Raw genomic sequence first — 18,701 nt, 5'->3', positions numbered from 1 at the left:
CTTATGTCAGCGTTATATTTTAGTTGTCTCATGGCGTTCATGAAGTGAAAATGCCATAGTAGTACTATATCAATCTTCTATGTATACTTAACCGATTCGCGGGGGCCTGACTATGTTTAACATTATATCGTGTGGTTTCCGGCCGTTCAATGTGTACGATCCTTGGGAATTTTTGAGTTTGAAGGATAAAGACGGTACAATGGCTAAAAGCTATAGAGATATGATCCGGCTGATATAACAGCGTATTACGGATAGTTGGGCCAGTGACCATGTGGAGGGCGATACGTAATGACGGAATGGTATGAAAAGAGTTTTGGAGAAGACTACCTTCTTGTGTACAAACATCGGGATGTGCAAGGTGCATATCAGGAAGTACATAAAATGATCAATTGGTTAAAGCTTCAGCCCAAGTCCAAGGTACTTGACCTGTGCTGTGGTATGGGCCGACATTCTCTGGCCCTTGCAGATGCTGGTTTCCAGGTAACCGGAATCGACCTGTCTGATGTGCTTCTGCGAGAAGCACGCAATATGGACACCGAACATCGTGTAGAGTGGTATCACGCCGATATGCGCGAGCTTCCACTGAAAGGCGGATTTGACGCTGTCGTCAATCTGTTTACCTCGTTTGGGTATTTCCGAGAGGATGGAGAGCAACTAAGAGTGTTGCGCGCCATTCATCGGATGCTCAAGCCGGGGGGCAGTTACATTATTGATTTTATGAACACGGCTTATGTGACTCGCCATCTGGTGCAGCATTCAACACGTGAAAGCGAAGGACAGAATATTGAGGAGTTTCGCAAGATCCAGGATGGATTTGTGCAAAAAGAAATCCACATCACCGATACCGCATCGGGCCAAAAACCACGAATCTATCAGGAACGCGTCAAGCTGTACACTCGCGAACAACTACGTGATCTGCTTCACGAGGCAGCACTCGTGGTGGATCAGGTACATGGCGGTTATGATGAAGAGAAGTACGATGAGCAGACATCGCCGCGGATGATTTTTGTCGGTCATCGGCCGGAGCAGTAGAGTTGGAGGAGAATATAATGAAGCGAACGGAATCCATTCCCATGCCAGCAGGCATGTATCGGGTCAAGATTACTATGGCTTTTCCACTGCGTTGGGTGAACAGCTATGTGCTTCATGAACCGGATGGAACAATAACGATTGTTGACCCGGGACCACGCAGTGCTGAGACGGAACAGGAGTGGCACGAAGCACTCGCAGATTTCAATTTAACTTTTCAGGATATTAGTCAGATTGTACTGACCCACCATCACCCCGATCATCTGGGGTTGTCCGGCTGGATACAGCAGCAAACGGGTGTGCCTGTTCGAATGTCCACACGATCCCGCCAGGAAGCGGATTACATGTGGGGAACGGAGGCAACTATAAATACAGTTTTGCCTGAATATTATGGTCGCCATGGAATGCCGGAAGATAAGACGCAGCAGATCCGTGAACATATGGAGGGATTCATCTCACAGATTACGCCACTTCCCGTAGTGACACCGATTGAAGATGGCGAATGGCTGGATATGGGCGGGAAAAAGTGGCGTGCTGTAGAAACAGGTGGACACGCGCCAGGGCACCTATCCTTCTATGCGCCGGACTCCAGGGAGATCTTGTGTGGAGATGCCGTATTGCCGCAGATATCACCGAATATTAGCCTGCAGCCGGGAAGTGACGATCAACCCTTATTGTCTTATATGGAAGGGCTGCATCGACTAGGGGCTTTGGATGTAGAAGTGGCATATCCAGGGCATCGGAATCCGTTTGGCCATTTTGGCGATCGAACGGTTCATCTGCTTACTCATCATGAAGGGCGCCTTCAGAAGATGATGGAGCGAATCCGGGAAGCACCGACGAATGCGTATGATATCTGTGTGTTTATGTTTGGTGACCGATTGGGAACACATCAGCTTCGTTTTGCGATGAGCGAGACTTTGGCACATCTGCAGGAATTGATCCGGCGGGAGCGTATAGTACAGGAGCAGCAGCCCGACGGAGTGTTCTTTTTTATCGAAAATACGTAGAATTACAAGACTTTGACCAGGAGAACTGCCTGTTCAGAGTCTTTTTTGCGTGTAACGACTCAAATAAATGAAAGCTTTAGTCTCTCTTAACCGTTCATTCATCTTCTTTTAAGCCAGCACTTCTATGATAAATTCATGAACTTCGCCAGAGAAAGCAGGGAAGAGCGATGACCAGGAAAAAACGAAATCAATGGAGAAAATGGCAAGCCTCAGCGGCAGCAACGTTGACCGTAGCTGCACTCTTTCAATATGTAAGAACTTCTGATGCCTTTGATGTCGCTTATGCGGCGGCTAATGGTACCGATATAAGCAGTACAGCTTCTACTCAGATAGATGCTCAGGATGATGTCATGGACGAATGGACGAACAACACAGATAACAATTCCGATGCATCGTCCAATGAGGGCTATAGTCTGGATGAAGGAACGACCGATGGAAGCAATGCCATCGGTTCGAATCAAGGCAGGTCGTCGGGCGGTTGGATAACAGATCAGAACAGCAATCAGGATACAGACTCCGGATATAGCCGTGGCAATTATCAGTCACGCACGGGTGCATCATGAGCCGCACGGAGCAAGTCTCCCGTCTTCTTAAGTTCCGCTTCCGGGCGATGAACACGGACGTGGAAGTTCAGTTAGCCGCAGGACGGGAAGAAGCTGAGCATGCGGCAGCCTTGGTGAAGAATTGGTTCGAAGCGCAGGAACAGCGTTTCAGCCGATTTGTGGAAGACAGTGAATTGAATCGTCTGAATCGTTGCACAGGATGGATGCCCATCTCCGCAGCAATGGATGAAGTGTTAAGTTTGGCATACGGTTATATTGGTCAGACGGAAGGGATCTTTCAGCCAGGTATCTCTCAGGCTCTGCGGGCTTCTGGTTACGATGTCAGCTTCGAGCAGCTGCAACAAAGAGTACTTCAGCAATCTGGAACTGAACACAAATCGGGCATCCGACAATCGGATATAACAGATATGCTGAGAGACGAATATGACTATAGCCGCCCACGTTGGATTCAAAGGGAAGGCAGCCGAATGGTTCATAAGGACCCTGGGACTGAGCTTGACCTTGGGGGCATTGTTAAGGGTTGGGCTGTTGAGCGTATCGCCGATTGGCTGCAACGTACACTTCATATTTCGGCCGGATTAATCAATGCAGGTGGAGATATTCAGGCATGGGGGACAACACTTCATCCGATGTGGTCCGTGCAAGTCACCGATCCTTATCAGGAGGAGCATAATCTGATAGGGAGAATTCAATTGAGGAAAGGTGCGGTTGCCACTTCAGGAGTGATACGAAGACAGTGGCATAATACGGACGGAAGCCCTTCACACCACTTAATTGATCCCCGGACGATGGAGCCAGCAGATACAGATGTGCTACAGTGTACCGTTCTGGGCCAGCATGCATCGCAATGTGAGATTATTGCCAAGACCGTCTGTATTTTGGGGAGCGCCGAGGCAGTAGGCTGGTTAAACCGTCACTACGACCGGCATGATATCCTGTGGATGACCCGGGATGGGAGCACTTATTTTAGAGGAAATACCGATACGCTCGCTGAACTCTGGCCTGGTTTTGATCCGGATCACCGGTTCAGTCTTATATAAAAGGTAAGTCTATCAGATATGGGGGAGCCGGTTATGGCGCAATGGATTGTAGATTACCTGCCAACGTGGAATATCATTCGAATTAGTGGGATAGCCGCTTATTTGCTGCTCTTTGCGGGTGTGTTTCTAGGGATTGCTCAAGGGATGCCCATGGCCAAAGGCAGACCCAAAGCGGCCATGTTTAAATGGCATACCCGAACGACCTGGCTCGCCTTTGGACTTGGACTCATGCATGCGTTAACCCTATATATTGATCACTATAGCCCATTCACTTGGAGTGAACTGCTCATTCCGTTTACGGCTTCAGTACATCCGATCGGAAGCGGACTGGGAACGTTATCTTTTTATGGTTTGGTAATCGTTCTGTTATCCAGTGACCTGCGTAACAAGCTTGGCCGCAAATGGTGGTTTATGTTCCATATGTTGTCTTATCCCGTATTCATCGGTTTACTGTTCCATGGCATGGTTACCGGCTCTGATTCAGGCAATGTTCTTATGCGTCTGATGTATGTGTTTACTGGCTTGAGCATTCTTGGTATTACGGTACTTCGAGGTATGCTGCGAGAACGCAAAGACCCGGAAATTACAATTGGACCCAGTCGTGTACAGCCTAAGCCAGCAGCGGAACAGAAATGGACAGAGGTGTACAGTTTGGCGGGAGCGGGAAGACAGGAGCATCTGAAATAGCGTATTACAAAAATAAGTGAATCAACACAAAAGAAGCGGCCTGGTGGCCGCCTTTTTGTCATGATCAGAATAAGTCTGAATGTTGAATTTACTTTGTTCGTTCATTTCCAACTCCTAATCACACATTCTATACGATTTCATCGCTGACAGGTTTTTCTCCCAAAGCTTCTTCAAGCTCCGATTGTTTGCGATGCGCAATCCGACTGCTGGCCGCCGAGGCGATAGCCCCCACGATATCATCCAGAAACGTATGCACAGGCCCGAGGCTCTTGTCGTTTAAACGTTCAAGCACACCGGGTTTTAGCTTGTCTACATAGCCGTAATTCGTAAATCCGATACTGCCGTATACATTGACGATAGAGAATGCGAGAATCTCATCCACGCCATATAACCCTTCGTCATTCTCAATCATCTCCTGCAAAGGAGAAATGAGTTTGCCTTGCTCTGCCAGCAAGTCCAGTTGAATGCCTGTCAGGACTGCGTTCTGCACCTCACGTTTGCGTAATACTTTCTCCACGTTGTCGATACATTCTTCCATCGTAAGATCTGGGTAATACTTTTTCTGCAGCATCATGACCAGTTCTGCGATCTCAGGGATCGTAACGCCCCGCTTGTGCAGCCATTCCCTCGTTGCCTCTGCCACTTTACGGCTATTCAGGCTGTAAGGGATTTTTTCTTGCTCCGGATGTTCCATGGGCGATTCCTCCTCTGAAGTTAGCAATGTCCCTACACTTGTATCCTAATACGTTATTAACCGTTTTGGGTTTCTTTGCTATCCTTCGATGGGGATGGAAAGCCTGTTTTCAGCTTTATGCATGGTGAGCTTGTTTAAAAAGTAGTTATTTTTTGGGCAAAGGCTCGTATACATGGTAGTACAAACTGTAAAAATGATGAGGGGGAACGTGATCATGAGTAAGATCCGTTATTTGCGTACAGCTTCTGCAGCTGCGCTGTTGAGTATTCCTGTGGTGTTATCCGGATGTGGCATGTTTGGGGCACAGTCCTCCGAAGCCATTGATCCACCGCCGCCGATTCAGGAAGCGGCCATGATTCAGGCGGCAGAAGGCAATGGATCACTGGCCAAGCTGCCACTTACAACCGTGTATCTGCAGGACCAGCAAGGTTTATTGGCTCCGGTATCCATGACGCTTCCGTCGGGAACGGACGTCAGCAGTCCCAAAACAGCCCTAGATACACTTGTGACGGGTGGTCCGTATGCAGGGATGTTGCCTGAAGGATTTCAGGGCGTTCTCCCGCAGGGTACCGTTGTTCAGAACGTAACGATTCATTCGGATGATAAACTGGCAGTCGTGGAGTTCTCCGGAAACTTTGCCAAGTATGATGCCAAGAACGAGCGCAAAATGCTGGAGGCTGTCACCTGGACACTCACCGGTACACCGGATGTGCAGAGCGTACAGATCTGGGTGGACGGCAAAAAGTTAACGCAAATGCCAGTAAACAGCACGCCACTGCCGGAACCGTTGAATCGGGCGGTGGGCATCAATCTCGATTTGGGTGATACATTCACGACCAACAGCAGCCCGGTAACAGTTTATTTCTCAGCCGCTTCGCCAGCAGGCATTCAATATTATGTCCCGGTTACGCGTCTAGTGACACCAGGTGGAGACCGGGTGCAGGCGGCGCTGAATGAACTGATCAAGGGGCCTGCCAAAGGTGGCGAGCTGGAAGAGGTCATGACAGGTGGAACGCAGCTGCAATCGATCAAAACGTCTGAGGATGGAACCGTAACGGTTGCACTCAAAGACGATATGTTCACTGAGGGAGATGTCGTGCCAAGTGAACTGCTCCAATCCGTCGTATTGACTACGGCCGAGAACACAGCTGGCAAGGAAGCTAAAGTCCAGATCGAATGGAACGGGCAAAAGACAGTCATGAGTGATGATAATCGGGATTACAGTGCCCCAGTATCGAAGCCTGAATATATCAATGAAATTCCAATTTAAGTCACAAAGAGCGGTCTAACGTACGGTTGACAGAACTCTTTGGTGGATAGGATGCTTTTAACAGAACTCTTTGAGGGACAGGATGCTTTTAAGTGAACTCTTTGGTAATATAGAAGGGATTAGTAAAAGTGTGAACAAGCTCGACATTACAGGATGCTTAAGTCGTAGGAGGCAGAAATGATGAGATCTAACGGACGAACCAGCGACCAGCTGCGCCCGATGAATTTAACAATTAACACGAATAAATACGCCGAAGGTTCTGTACTGATTGAAGTAGGAGATACCAAGGTTATCTGTACAGCTACTGTGGAGGAACGTGTTCCTCCCTTTATGAAAGGGCAGGGTAAAGGCTGGGTAACGGCTGAATACTCCATGCTGCCACGTGCAACACATACCCGTAATCAGCGTGAAGCGAACCGCGGCAAATTGACTGGACGCACCATGGAAATTCAGCGTCTGATTGGCCGGGCACTGCGCTCGGTCGTTAACTTGCAGGCGCTTGGTGAGCGTACCATTACGCTGGACTGTGATGTCATTCAAGCCGACGGAGGTACACGCACAACGTCCATTACCGGTTCGTTTGTAGCTCTGGCGCTCGCGGTGAACAAAATTGCCCAACAGCATAAATTGCAAGTATTTCCGATTACGGATTTCATTGCAGCGGTAAGTGTGGGTGTAGTTGGAGAACAGCCTGTGCTGGATCTGAACTATGATGAAGATTCCAAAGCCAAGGTAGATATGAACCTCGTGATGACAGGCGGCGGGAAATATGTGGAGCTTCAGGGAACAGGTGAAGAAGCACCATTTGACCGTCGTGAGCTGAACGCGATGCTGGAGCTGGGTGAGCAGGGCATTCTGGAGATGATTGAGCGTCAAAAAGAAGTTCTCGGTCCCATTGCACTCAAGATCGGTGCTCGTGGATTAGGAGAAGCCTAAAATGAGTCTGGATAGCCCAATTATCATTGTCGCAACCCGTAATGCAGGGAAAGTACGTGAATTCGCTCATGCATTCGCTCCACTGGGCAAAGAGGTCAAAAGCATGTTCGACTATCCGGAGCTGCCGGATGTTGTTGAGGATGGCGTAACCTTTGCAGAGAATGCCTGGAAGAAAGCCAAAGCGGTGGGCGATGCTCTTGGTCTGCCTGTCCTGGCTGACGATTCGGGATTGTGCGTGGATCTGCTGGACGGTGACCCGGGAGTGTATTCTGCGAGATATGCAGGCGAGGGTGCAACCGATGCGAAGAACAATGCCAAACTGCTTGAGGCGCTGGAATCGCTCAAATCCGGTGAGGATACGGAGCAACCGCTGTTGAGTCCAGCAAGTTTCGTTTGTGCACTTGTGTTGTATGACCCGGCAACCGGAGACAAGTATGAATCAGAAGGCATGGTGGAAGGCTGGATCACAGCTGAGGCAGCCGGTGGTGGCGGTTTTGGATACGACCCACTCTTCTACGTGCCTGAATATGAGATGACGATGGCCGAGCTTACGCTGGAGCAAAAGCAGGCGATCAGTCACCGGGGCCATGCCCTGAGAGCGCTCGTATCCAGTCTGAAAGGCTGAGATTCAAACGAATCGGCTCATATGATTATGAATGTATAAGGTGAATTATTGCCTTGATTAAATATCAAAGCGTTAGTGGAAGGTAAGAATCATTCCTGTGGAATGCTTCACCGACCATTAACGTTTTTTTATTTTTATTGAGTGGAGCCGATTTTAATAAAGCCAGTACGTGGGACCCAAAATAAATCCCGCTTTTTTCAGTGAAAACATCGGAACATACGTTCTTATACCTATATAGAAAATACGAAGATTTCACGTTTGAGCAGAGCATTAGGACCGGGGTTGGAAGGAGTTGCAAGTCTTGTACAGTATGGGTTAACATTCAAGTTAACGAATCATCAATGAACTCAAACGGAGGGGATTTGCTTATGCAAGAAGTGAAGCTTACGGTGTCTTATGATGATTATGAGAACGGTATTCGTATGGAAACGTTGATCAGGGAACTGGCTGCCAAACCGGAGGCTGGTTCGCTGGAGAGTCTGATTATTGGAGACTGGGGACAGGCTTATGAAAATTCGCCGGATGAATTTATGGGCACACTCATCGAACTGGCTCCAAGCTTTCCGTCTTTGATGAAACTGTTCATCGGAGATATGGGCTTTGAAGAATGCGAAGTATCATGGATTATTCAAACGGATCTCACACCACTATTGGTTGCTTTTCCTGAATTGAAGTCATTCACAGTGAAGGGCAGCAGCGGACTAAGTCTGGAACCAATCGAACACGCCAAACTTGAAGAATTGATCATTATTTGCGGTGGTCTTCCCAAAAGTGTGTTAGCTTCAATTGCCCGGGCTAAGTTGCCTGAATTGCGTAAGCTTGAGCTGTATCTGGGTGTGGATGATTATGGATTCGACGGTTCACTGCAAGATGTACTTCCACTTTTGGAACAGGGCTTATTTCCAAAGCTCGTATACCTGGGTCTGAAAGACAGTGAAATTCAGGATGAGATTGCAAAGGCTGCAGCTGAGGCGCCAATTCTGGATCAACTTGAAATCCTGGATCTGTCAGAGGGCACGTTGTCTGATGAAGGGGCAGAGGCGCTGCTTGCCAGTGACAAGATCAAAAAACTTAAACATCTCAATCTTAGTTACCATTACATGACGGACGAAATGCTCATTCGCTGGAAACGTTCCGGTATATCTGTAGATGTTAGCGAGCAACAACAGAGTGATGAAGATGACTGGCGTTACCCGTCGTTAACGGAATAAATGATGTCAGGCATGACGGAAATGGAAGGAAATTTGCAACGCCCAGTTAAGGATTCGGATCTGGAGCAGCCGTTATTGTTAATTGGAAACCCGAATAATCGCCGTACCCTTGGATTACAGGAGGCAAGACAGCGTATTGGCTTACAACCTGCACTTGTGCTGCCTTATGCCCGTTTGCTAAAGACTTGGAGACGGGGCGGAACCATGGCGGATGCCGTACAGCAATGTCTGGAAGGGCGAGGAATTACGCACATGCAGCGAGAGCCGTGGATATCTTCACCAGCGTCGATGTCATATGCGAATCATGGTTCAGTTAACGGAGTGAAAAGGATACCTCTTATTCGGATTGATGCACCTGGTGAGGAGTGGGAAGTAGAGCGTGAACTTCTCTTCCTTGGAGCTGTGAATGATATATCACGTTTAACGGATGGCCTTTCTGAGGGAATGATTCCGGCAGAACAGACACTTACTCTTGAACAGGAGTGGGGGCGGATCTACGCGCCCAACCAATGGTTTCGTGGCTGGAAGGCCTGTTTGGAACGAGTTCGCTATGAAGCCTTGGAATATTGGCCTAATGCCCGGTTCATGAATGATCCCGATGACATTGCGATCATGTTTGATAAAAGGAAATGCCAGCAGCATCTATCTGCCCATGGCGTTCACGTTCCCTCAACACTCCAATCTTCGGAGCCGATCCGCAATTATGTAGACCTGCGTACAGCGATGACAACAGCCGGTATGAATCGCGTTTTCGTGAAACTTGCGTGTGGCTCCGGGGCTTCAGGCGTTGTTGCCTATCAAATTAATCCGCGAACGGGTGCTGAAATCGCCATAACCACAGTGGGAATGGAACAGATTCAGGGAAATCTCATTTTTTATAATGAAGGCCGGATGCGCAGGTATACACATACTTCGGAGATTTCGGCACTCATGGATTGGTTGTGTGCTGAAGGTGCCCAGATTGAACGTTGGATGGCAAAAGCATCCCTGGGTTCAAGCGTGTTTGATATTCGCCAGCTTGTGGCAGGTGGACAAGCAGGTCATGCCATCGTACGGCTTAGTCAGACACCGATCACCAATCTGCATTTGCGCAATGAGCGGTTGCTGCCCGCAGAAGCGGGGCTGGATGAACAGCAGATGGAGGAAGTTCAGACGGCAGCGAAAGCAGCAATGGCTGCCTTCCCCAACTCATGGTCTGCCGGGATTGATGTGATGCTCAGTGGAGGTAGTGAGCCGCGTGCCTATATTTTGGATGTGAATCCGTTCGGAGATTTGTTGTACAGAGTGCAGCATAACGGACTTGGAACCTATGAATGGGAAATGGAACTTTTGCGAAAGGAGCCTTACAACTATGACTGATATGAACACCATCGTAGGCTCCCATGATCTATTAATGATTACGCTGGACACATTAAGGTATGATGTGGCCAAGCTGGAGGAACAGAATTGCCCCAACCTGTGCGGTTCGGGTTCCTGGGAGCAGCGTCATACCCCTGGAAGCTTTACATATGCGGCACATCATGCTTTTTTTGGTGGCTTCATGCCTACACCTGCCAATACGGACAAAACCTCACACGTACGGCTTTTTCATTCCCGGAATACTGGATTAAAGACTCATCCGCATACCTGGCTGTTCGACACACCAGATATCGTATCCGGTTTTGCGGCTGAAGGATATCGTACGATTTGTATTGGAGGGGTCATTTTCTTCACCAAGAAAAATCCGCTCGCCAAAGTGCTACCGGGTTATTTTCAACAGAGTTACTGGCGGATGAATTTTGGGATAACCAACCCCAAATCGACCGAGCATCAGGTTCAGCATGCCTTGAAGCTGCTGGAGCAAAGCGCACCAGATGAGAAGCTGTTTTTGTTCCTGAATGTGTCTGCCATCCATGGGCCAAATCGCTATTTTGTGGAGGGTGCAAGAGAGGATTCGGTAGAAACACAGCGTGCAGCGCTTCGGTATGTGGACGAGGCCCTTGGGCCATTGTTTGATGCAATGAGGCAGCGTTCAAGGCCTACGTTTTGTTTAGCTTTTTCCGATCATGGCACGGCGTATGGTGAGGATGGCTATCAGGGGCACAGGTTGGCGCATGATGTCGTCTGGAATGTGCCTTACCGTGAATTTATTTTATAGAACAAATGATTCATATCATCAACAACTACAAACTGGATATAGGGAGGAAACCGATGGACGATCAATCTCAACATACGACAGCAGGTCATTCCGCACAGTCCGGATCCAATACAGCTACAGGTCTCAGAGAAGTGCTTGCTTCCCCCTATCGCTCTTATTTATATTCGTATCCTCACAAGACCGCATATCGGGAATTGAACCCGCCGTTACCGCTCGGTCCATTGTGGGAACGTGAGAATACCGATACGTATTTTTTATATATGCACATTCCTTTTTGTGCCGCTCGTTGCGGATTTTGCAACCTGTTCACGTTACCGGATCGCCGTGATGACACCCATGTGCGTTATGTGGATGCGCTGGAACGGCAAGCCAAGCAGTGGGCACCCCTCACATCACGCAGACCCTATTCGAGGTTTGCCATCGGTGGTGGGACGCCCACATTATTAAATGAAATTCAGTTGAACCGCTTGTTCGATATTGCGGAACAGGTGATGGGGCTCGATCCGACGCAAGCTTCGATCTCGGTAGAAACGTCACCGGATACCGTGACGGAAGCCAAATTGGCCATCATGAAGGAGCGGAGCGTGGACCGCGTAAGTATGGGCATCCAAAGTTTTATCGAAGCCGAAGCCTCAGCCATTTACCGTCCGCAGAAACCACAGGAAGTGGAACGCGCACTTGAGAAGCTTACACGGTATGAATTCCCTCTGTTGAATCTGGATCTGATCTATGGTCTGCCGGGACAAACGGTGGAATCATGGCTGTATTCGCTGGAACGTGTCCTTTCATATGAACCGGGTGAGATTTTCATTTATCCACTGTACACCCGAGAGAATACCATTGTGAAACCGGATGATATTCAGCGTCAGGGACCGGATATTCGGATGGAGCTGTATAAGGCTGCGCGTGAGACTTTAAAAAGCAGAGGCTATGTCCAGTATTCCATGCGCAGATTTGCCAAAGAACAATCATCTTCTGGAAGCAAAGAGCTTCTACCCTACAGCTGTCAGGAGGAAGGCATGGTTGGTCTGGGTTGCGGAGCACGCTCCTATACCAGTGAAGTACACTATGCTTCCAAGTATGGTGTTAGTTATAAGGCCACACAGAGCATCATCGCCGATTATGTGGCAACCGAGCGTTATGATGTGGCCGATTACGGCATTGTACTCAGCCGGGAGGAGCAGAAGCGCCGCTTTATTCTGAAAGCCCTGCTGCATCGGGAAGGTTTGGCGCTATCGGATTATGATCAACGATTCGGAACGGAAGTCATGTCAGACTACGGATTGTTGAGTGAACTGTTGTCTGAGGGCATGGCTGAGCTTGAGCAGGACGATAAGGGTAACCAGGTGCTGCGTCTGACAGAAGAGGGATTTGGCTACTCGGATGCCATTGGAGATTGGCTCATCTCCGCTGAGGTTCGTGAACAAATGGAAGGGTTTGTATTCTCATGAGAGCAACCTTGTATTATCGGGGGAAGCTGTCGTCCTGTAATTACGACTGTCCATACTGTCCGTTTAGCAAAACGGTAGATTCCAAGGAGACGCTGGAAGTGGATGAACAACAACTGCGTCAATTTGTGAATTGGGTGAGGGATCAGGAGAGTGCTGGTCATCAATTTTCGATTTTCTTTAACCCGTATGGAGAAGCTTTGGTAAGACGTTGGTATCGTGAAGCGATGATTGAACTATCGCATATGCCACATGTGGACAAAATTGCAGTCCAAACCAATCTGTCTGTCAAACTGGACTGGGCCCGCGAAATGAACCGGGATAAAGCGGCATTCTGGGCAACCTATCACCCGCGTGAGACGAAGGAGTCTTCTTTCGTCAAACAATGTTTGACTTTACGTGAGATGGGACTTGCCTTTAGTGTGGGGACAGTTGGATTGCGCAGTGCATTCCCTGCTATTGAATCGATGAGGCAGGCTTTACCCGATGACGTGTATATGTGGATCAATGCATTTAAAGATCGACCCAAATATTACAGCGTGGAAGAGGTCGACTTTTTACGATCCGTTGATCCACTGTTTGAAGGGAACCTGCGGGATTATGAGAGTCTGGGCAAGCGCTGTTCCGCTGGTTCGGAGGTATTTTATGTGCAAGGGTCAGGGCATGTAAAAAGGTGTTACAAGGATCGTCGTATTATTGGGCATCTATACCGCGATGGTTTGGAGGCTTTGGCCGTAGATCGGCCGTGTGGCATGAAAAAGTGTGGCTGTTATATCGGTTATATTCATATGGAGGATTCACCGTTCAGAGATATTTTTGGCAATGGGTTGCTTGAGCGTAATCCGGTTCTAATTAATCGATAGATAGAGGTCAGCAAGTAGTAGGAAGATGCTACGGAAGAATTGCAGCAGTCACTTGATATTTTAAAGTGGGATGATGTATAGCCATACCATAATTTAGTCGTGTACGACGAAGGGGTGCCTGATGAACAGCTATTATGCTGTTCATCGGCACCCTTTTACGAATGAAAAAATAGCCTCATTTATCGAATGGCCACTTTGTACGTACGCAACCACGAGTTAATCTGTGTCAGATAAGCAAACAACTGTGGACCCGACATTAACTGTCCAAACCAGGGCAGGTTCGATGAAGCATCCGGTGAGGAGGCCAATTTGCGAATTTGAACTTTGTCGATTAATGGCAAGATCGGTGAGCTGGCGTCATCCAGAATATCAAGCACCTGCTGTTTAACGGCAGCAAGATACTGCGGGTTATGTGTTTTCGGGTACGGACTCTTTTTCCGGTACAACACATCGTCAGGCAGTACACCTTCCAACGCTTTACGCAGAATGCCTTTTTCCCGTCCGCCTGTCATTTTCATGTCCCAAGGCACGTTAAACACATATTGAATCAAACGGTGATCACAGTAAGGCACCCGAACCTCAAGCCCAGCTCCCATACTCATCCGATCTTTCCGATCCAGTAGTGTGGGCATGAAGCGGGTGATGTTCAGATAGGACATTACTCGCATTTGGGCTGCTTTACCGGTCTCCCCATCGAGTAAAGGTACTTCAGCCACAGCATCCGAGTAGCGGTCCGCGAGATAGTCGAGTGGCCTGATCCATTCCCGAATGTCTGGGGATAACAATCCTGCTCGCATATCAGGCGCAACAGACCATGGGAATGTACCGGAGTTCAGCATCTCTTCCCGATGGAACCAAGGATAACCGCCAAATATTTCATCCGCTGCTTCGCCTGAAATGGCAACGGTGGCTCCTTTTTTGATTTCTTTACAGAACAGATAGAGAGAGGAATCTACATCCGCCATACCTGGCAAATCACGCACAAGCATCGCCTGGGTTAGTGCATGAACCAGTTCTCCGTTTTCAATCTCAATCCAGTGATGATCTGTCTTCAGTTCATCTACCATACGCTGAATCCAGGGTCCATCTGCACCAGGTTGGAAGGAATGGGCCTGAAAATGCTTTGCATTATCCACATAGTCGACAGAATACGTGCTGACCTGACCTTGACCTGTACGGTTATAATAATCCACCGCTAACGCAGATAGAGCACTTGAATCCAATCCCCCCGACAAAAGGGAGCAGACCGGAACGTCCGAAGCCAATTGGCGTTCTAATGTATCCTGTAACAGTCTGCGTACTTCGGCAGCTGTCTCATCCAGATTATGTTCGTGATTCTGACTTTCCAGCTTCCAGTAAGCATAGGTTTTAATACCGTTTCGGTTGTAGATAAGCGCATGCGCAGGTTTGAGCTCGTTAAGGGAGGAGTATACGCCGTGTCCAGGTGTCCGGGCAGGACCGACAATAAATACTTCTGCCAAACCTTCAGGGCCAACCGCAGCTTCAACATCCGGGTGGATGAGCAGTGCTTTGGGTTCTGAGCCAAATACGAGTGCATCCTTTGCATGACTGTAGAACAGGGGTTTGACGCCTAGCCGATCACGGGCGATAAAAACCTGTTCGCGTCCGCCATCCCATATGGCAAAAGCAAAAATTCCGTTAAACCGGTCAACGCAGGCCGGTCCCCACTCAATATAAGAGGCGAGCAGCACTTCCGTATCACATTGTGTGCGGAAATGGTGTCCGCGCTGAAGCAATTCCTTTTTCAATTCGGGTGCATTGTATAGTTCTCCGTTATACACGACGGTATAGGAGGTGTCTCCCTGTAACGCATGCATGGGCTGTGCCCCGTTCTCCGGGTCCATAACGCTGAGACGCCGATGTCCGAACGCACAAGGATTGGAGATCCATGTACCTGAAGCGTCGGGCCCCCGGTTCGACAAGCTGTCCGTCATCCGGACCAGCAGCTCTGATTCCTGGGTCAAATCCCGATTCCACTGTATGAAGCCGGTTATACCGCACATGGTTTGTTCATCCTTTCTTAGTCGAGTCATTCATCCGTATGGCTGCTTGAGTCCTAACAGCCAGCAAATGTTGTCTTTTTCGTCAGAAGTCGTAACAAATATATGCCGAAAGCAGGCATAAAATGTCTGTCCTCTTCGGAAACTATATCTAGGGACAACGGCCTCAACATGCCTGTAAAGGAGAGAACTTGCAAATGGACAGTATGACCTATTATGTATCTGTCATGGGGCGCTCCGTTATTCCGGACCCGCACGTAACGTCGTATGAATGGGTGATCCAGGCGACGCCTCAGGAGGCGGAACATTTACTGGGACTGCTTAATCTGATGCAGGAAAAAGAGGAAGAGGCCTTTCCAGGAATGGTATTCCCTTGGCCGGATACGCCGGAGGAGTCTGTAAACCGTGCATATGAAGCTGTGTTACAGCAGGTGTATCGGGAGATTTATCGCTTGGGAACACCAGAGACCCGATACCAGATCGAACAAAGTACATGAAATGGACAAAGGAGCGCGATAACAAATGTATGCCATTCAGGATGCCAAAATACGCAGATTAACCGAAGTGGATGGATTGTCTTGTGCAGAAGTTGAGGTACAACCTGGAAATGCAGGGGATCCGTCTTTGCTTGTATACGTTGCGGCTTCCCAGCCGGGGAACTCGCTTGAAGTCGTTCGAATTGTACGCAATCATTCGGATGCAGTCCTGGATTGGTACAATAACAATATGCACACAGCGTTTGAAGATGCCACGGAAACGGCGTTTGAGAACAGTGAAGGCATTACAGCAGGGGAAGATAAAGCCCGGTTTCAGAGTGAGTTACTTTCTTTTGGATTACTGGGACCGACGCTTCAACGCTATTTGCTGGGGCAAGGTTAAGGTGGTCATTCCAACAAATGCCGATAGCTGCATAGGATAAGCGAAATTACCCGGAGCCATACTATATGCAAGTTCCGGGGAGGTGATAGCAATGGCTTCCAAGTTCAAGAAAAACAAAGGGAACCTTTATGCGCATCATACCGAGTTTGCCGAGGAAGTGCTCGCCATTAACAGCAAGCGTCCTGCCCAGAGAAATCCGTGGCGTCAGGGAAACAAGTAACCGGAATGCAGAAACCCGCCCTTCTTTCGAAAGGCGGGTTTTTGAATGTTTATTTTAACTTGGTTGTGGAGCTTGTGGTTAGGCATATTCACGCAGCACTTGAATACCTTTGACGATATTGTACACAAAACTTAAGGCATAAATGACAAAGAACAGTATTACAAATCCGACAGCGGAACCCAGACTGTGGGCGGTAACGAAGAAATAAAGTAGCGGGATTGCCGCAAGAAACGGGAAGATATGCGAGAATAAGGCCCGTTTCGCATGTCCCTCAATATAGTTGTCCTTGGCCACAATCCAAATAATGATGGGAAACAAGAACGGGGCGAAGAAAATACTAAAATAGGATAATGCTGATAAAAGTTGTCTCATAGCGGTTTCTCTCCTTTATTTGGTTCAGTAGAATGTATGTATCCAAGTGATTACCCAGCAAGTCTCATCCTGAATATGTCTGCCCATTTTAAATGCACCTAAGCTTAATATCCTCAATATTGCCTGCTTAAAGCATTCATATTCTGTACCTGTGTTGAGTATGAAAATAATACGTTCAAGTCATGTGGAACGATGCAATTATTAATTTTTTTATAAAACTATTGAAAAATATAGAAATGAGAGTATAATAGGAATCGCGCGGTATTTTTATTATACATATTTGTCTCAGTAGCTCAGCCGGATAGAGCAACGGCCTTCTAAGCCGTCGGTCGGGGGTTCGAATCCCTCCTGGGACGTAAGAAAAAGCTTCCTTTGGGAAGCTTTTTTGCGTACAAGGGATGAGAACCCCAAGGTTCGTCGGAGGATAAGCTCCGGTAGGAATACTTCGCAGTCTAGACTGTATCCGACAAAGAGTGGAACATCCTCCAGACATCAAAAAAAGCTCCCCGCAGGGAACTTTTTTTATTTAATCTGTTTTTTGATTATACCTTGAACTTGCCGATGACTTCCTGAAGCTCTTGAGCCATTTGACTCAAGCTGTCCGCGGATGCTGATACTTCTACCATGGACGCACTTTGCTGTTCGGTCGAAGCCGCTACATTTTGGGTATTTCCAGCGGATTGCTCTGCAATGACAGCAACACTCTCTGCCATGTCGACCATATTTTGTGCGCTGGCGAATACCTGCTCCACAATGGAAGAGACATCAATGGATTCGGAAGCGACACGATCGATCGACTGAACAATGTCATTGAAGGCATCCCCAGTTAATGAAACCAGAGATATTCCTTCCTGTACGACCGCTGTTCCTTCGTTCATGGATGTTATAGCATTCGCCGTTTCTTCTCGAACCTGATAGACCAGTTTGCGAATTTTCTCAGCGGATAGTGTGGATTGTTCAGCCAATTTTCTGACTTCGTCGGCGACGACAGCAAATCCTCGGCCATGTTCCCCGGCACGTGCTGCTTCAATAGCAGCGTTTAGAGCAAGCAGATTCGTCTGACTGGAAATTTCGGTAATCAGCCCGATAATATTGCCAATCTCGTCCGTTTTCTGTCCCAATACATGAACGACATTCGCGGTATGGTTAACTTTTTCATAAATGACATTCATTTGTGTTACTGCATGATTAACGACTTCGGTACCTTCTTTGGCTTTTTCATTGGCACTTGTTGTTAACTGGGTGACATGTTGAATCGATGTTGCAGCCTGACTCATACCTTTGGAAATTTCCTCGGTAGACTGAGTAAAGGCATTCGAGTTATTGACCAATTTTTCGGAACCATCTGCGATATGTTGTACTGCCTCTGAAATATAGTCGGCCGTGGCGCGGGTTTGTTCAGCGCTTACTGATAATTCTTCTGAGGTTGCAGCCACCTGTTCTGAGTTAAATCCTACCTGTGAAACTAGCTGTCTTAGATTTCTAGACAGGATGCAACACGTCTCGTCGTATATGTTACGGACATGTATCGCTATCGTCCCATCGTAAATCAAATTCAAAAAGAACTGTGGGGTTCCGGCCCTTATCCGCCGCGCAGCATTATCGAAGTGGATCGTCTGAATCAGGATGATATTGTCGAAGTGGAAGGTACGTTCTACGCACCTGAACAATAAATAAGAGAAATTAAAAGGTCTCC

General features: G+C 48.1%; 21 protein-coding genes and 1 tRNA gene. 18 read left to right on the top strand and 4 right to left on the bottom strand.

All coding sequences use genetic code 11. From position 1 onward, the window contains the following. Nucleotides 1-288 precede the first annotated feature (288 nt). The 5 genes from AC3ITG_RS25965 to AC3ITG_RS25945 all read left to right on the top strand — a co-directional run bounded on the left by AC3ITG_RS25965 (nucleotide 289) and on the right by AC3ITG_RS25945 (nucleotide 4,329). Nucleotides 289-1,032, top strand: coding sequence for a class I SAM-dependent methyltransferase (locus tag AC3ITG_RS25965; protein ID WP_489251776.1), 744 nt, complete (start codon nucleotides 289-291; stop codon nucleotides 1,030-1,032). 17 nt (nucleotides 1,033-1,049) lie between these two features. Continuing rightward, nucleotides 1,050-2,039, top strand: a complete 990-nt coding sequence (locus AC3ITG_RS25960; protein ID WP_489251775.1) for an MBL fold metallo-hydrolase — start codon at nucleotides 1,050-1,052, stop codon at nucleotides 2,037-2,039. A 167-nt stretch (nucleotides 2,040-2,206) separates the two neighbouring features. Beyond that, a complete protein-coding gene (locus AC3ITG_RS25955; protein WP_489251774.1) occupies nucleotides 2,207-2,602 on the top strand; it encodes a hypothetical protein in 396 nt (131 codons plus the stop codon). Next, entirely contained in the window at nucleotides 2,599-3,642 is a 1,044-nt protein-coding gene (locus AC3ITG_RS25950) for an FAD:protein FMN transferase (RefSeq protein ID WP_489251773.1), read from the top strand. Before AC3ITG_RS25955 ends, AC3ITG_RS25950 begins: the two co-directional genes overlap by 4 nt. A 33-nt stretch (nucleotides 3,643-3,675) precedes the next feature. After that, nucleotides 3,676-4,329, top strand: coding sequence for a ferric reductase-like transmembrane domain-containing protein (locus AC3ITG_RS25945; RefSeq protein ID WP_489251772.1), 654 nt, complete (start codon nucleotides 3,676-3,678; stop codon nucleotides 4,327-4,329). Between the two features lie 127 nt (nucleotides 4,330-4,456). On the opposite strand, the gene AC3ITG_RS25940 is transcribed toward AC3ITG_RS25945, so the two are convergent. Further along, on the bottom strand, nucleotides 4,457-5,023 hold the full coding sequence (locus AC3ITG_RS25940) for a phosphatidylglycerophosphatase A family protein (protein ID WP_489251771.1): 567 nt from the start codon (nucleotides 5,021-5,023) through the stop codon (nucleotides 4,457-4,459). A gap of 214 nt (nucleotides 5,024-5,237) precedes the next feature. Between AC3ITG_RS25940 and AC3ITG_RS25935 the strand changes: the two genes are divergently transcribed. The 8 genes from AC3ITG_RS25935 to AC3ITG_RS25900 all read left to right on the top strand — a co-directional run bounded on the left by AC3ITG_RS25935 (nucleotide 5,238) and on the right by AC3ITG_RS25900 (nucleotide 13,513). Beyond that, nucleotides 5,238-6,293, top strand: coding sequence for a GerMN domain-containing protein (locus AC3ITG_RS25935; RefSeq protein ID WP_413373204.1), 1,056 nt, complete (start codon nucleotides 5,238-5,240; stop codon nucleotides 6,291-6,293). Between the two features lie 177 nt (nucleotides 6,294-6,470). Continuing rightward, the gene (rph, locus tag AC3ITG_RS25930) at nucleotides 6,471-7,229 is read left to right on the top strand and encodes a ribonuclease PH (RefSeq protein ID WP_053783129.1); all 759 of its coding nucleotides are present in this window, start codon (nucleotides 6,471-6,473) and stop codon (nucleotides 7,227-7,229) included. A 1-nt stretch (nucleotide 7,230) separates the two neighbouring features. Then, entirely contained in the window at nucleotides 7,231-7,854 is a 624-nt protein-coding gene (locus tag AC3ITG_RS25925) for an XTP/dITP diphosphatase (RefSeq protein ID WP_489251770.1), read from the top strand. A 368-nt stretch (nucleotides 7,855-8,222) separates the two neighbouring features. Beyond that, nucleotides 8,223-9,065, top strand: coding sequence for an STM4015 family protein (locus AC3ITG_RS25920; protein ID WP_489251769.1), 843 nt, complete (start codon nucleotides 8,223-8,225; stop codon nucleotides 9,063-9,065). Nucleotides 9,066-9,077: 12 nt separating this feature from the next. Continuing rightward, nucleotides 9,078-10,424 (top strand): STM4014 family protein, encoded by a 1,347-nt coding sequence (locus AC3ITG_RS25915; protein ID WP_489251768.1) that lies wholly within the window; start codon nucleotides 9,078-9,080, stop codon nucleotides 10,422-10,424. Continuing rightward, entirely contained in the window at nucleotides 10,417-11,202 is a 786-nt protein-coding gene (locus AC3ITG_RS25910; protein ID WP_489251767.1) for an STM4013/SEN3800 family hydrolase, read from the top strand. Before AC3ITG_RS25915 ends, AC3ITG_RS25910 begins: the two co-directional genes overlap by 8 nt. Nucleotides 11,203-11,255: 53 nt before the next feature. Continuing rightward, nucleotides 11,256-12,653: an STM4012 family radical SAM protein gene (locus AC3ITG_RS25905; protein ID WP_489251766.1), complete on the top strand. Its 1,398-nt coding sequence runs from the start codon at nucleotides 11,256-11,258 to the stop codon at nucleotides 12,651-12,653. Then, nucleotides 12,650-13,513 carry an STM4011 family radical SAM protein gene (locus AC3ITG_RS25900; protein ID WP_489251765.1) on the top strand — a complete coding sequence of 288 codons (864 nt, stop codon included), beginning with the start codon at nucleotides 12,650-12,652 and terminating at the stop codon, nucleotides 13,511-13,513. The genes AC3ITG_RS25905 and AC3ITG_RS25900 overlap by 4 nt, the downstream gene beginning before the upstream one ends. Before the next feature lie 179 nt (nucleotides 13,514-13,692). On the opposite strand, the gene asnB is transcribed toward AC3ITG_RS25900, so the two are convergent. After that, nucleotides 13,693-15,537: an asparagine synthase (glutamine-hydrolyzing) gene (gene asnB, locus AC3ITG_RS25895; protein ID WP_489251764.1), complete on the bottom strand. Its 1,845-nt coding sequence runs from the start codon at nucleotides 15,535-15,537 to the stop codon at nucleotides 13,693-13,695. Between the two features lie 194 nt (nucleotides 15,538-15,731). On the opposite strand from asnB, the gene AC3ITG_RS25890 reads away from it, so the two are divergent. From AC3ITG_RS25890 to AC3ITG_RS25880, 3 genes are all read left to right on the top strand, one after another. Then, a complete protein-coding gene (locus AC3ITG_RS25890) occupies nucleotides 15,732-16,031 on the top strand; it encodes a hypothetical protein (RefSeq protein WP_413373195.1) in 300 nt (99 codons plus the stop codon). Between the two features lie 25 nt (nucleotides 16,032-16,056). Continuing rightward, complete coding sequence (locus tag AC3ITG_RS25885; RefSeq protein ID WP_413373193.1) at nucleotides 16,057-16,413, top strand: hypothetical protein; 357 nt, start codon at nucleotides 16,057-16,059, stop codon at nucleotides 16,411-16,413. Between the two features lie 91 nt (nucleotides 16,414-16,504). Next, entirely contained in the window at nucleotides 16,505-16,633 is a 129-nt protein-coding gene (locus AC3ITG_RS25880) for a hypothetical protein (RefSeq protein ID WP_256336669.1), read from the top strand. A gap of 78 nt (nucleotides 16,634-16,711) precedes the next feature. Here the strand turns inward: AC3ITG_RS25880 and AC3ITG_RS25875 are convergent, their stop codons facing one another. Next, a complete protein-coding gene (locus AC3ITG_RS25875; protein ID WP_053783120.1) occupies nucleotides 16,712-17,005 on the bottom strand; it encodes a magnetosome magnetite crystal formation protein family in 294 nt (97 codons plus the stop codon). A gap of 282 nt (nucleotides 17,006-17,287) precedes the next feature. Between AC3ITG_RS25875 and AC3ITG_RS25870 the strand changes: the two genes are divergently transcribed. Beyond that, nucleotides 17,288-17,361 (top strand) — tRNA-Arg (locus AC3ITG_RS25870). 186 nt (nucleotides 17,362-17,547) lie between these two features. Here the strand turns inward: AC3ITG_RS25870 and AC3ITG_RS25865 are convergent. Beyond that, nucleotides 17,548-18,441 (bottom strand): methyl-accepting chemotaxis protein, encoded by an 894-nt coding sequence (locus AC3ITG_RS25865; RefSeq protein WP_489251763.1) that lies wholly within the window; start codon nucleotides 18,439-18,441, stop codon nucleotides 17,548-17,550. A gap of 87 nt (nucleotides 18,442-18,528) precedes the next feature. On the opposite strand from AC3ITG_RS25865, the gene AC3ITG_RS25860 reads away from it, so the two are divergent. Continuing rightward, nucleotides 18,529-18,678 (top strand): RidA family protein, encoded by a 150-nt coding sequence (locus AC3ITG_RS25860; protein ID WP_413373191.1) that lies wholly within the window; start codon nucleotides 18,529-18,531, stop codon nucleotides 18,676-18,678. Nucleotides 18,679-18,701 lie beyond the last annotated feature (23 nt).

The sequence above is a fragment of the Paenibacillus sp. GL_099_B genome (assembly GCF_057835695.1).
This window is presented reverse-complemented; position numbering and strand designations above follow the sequence as displayed.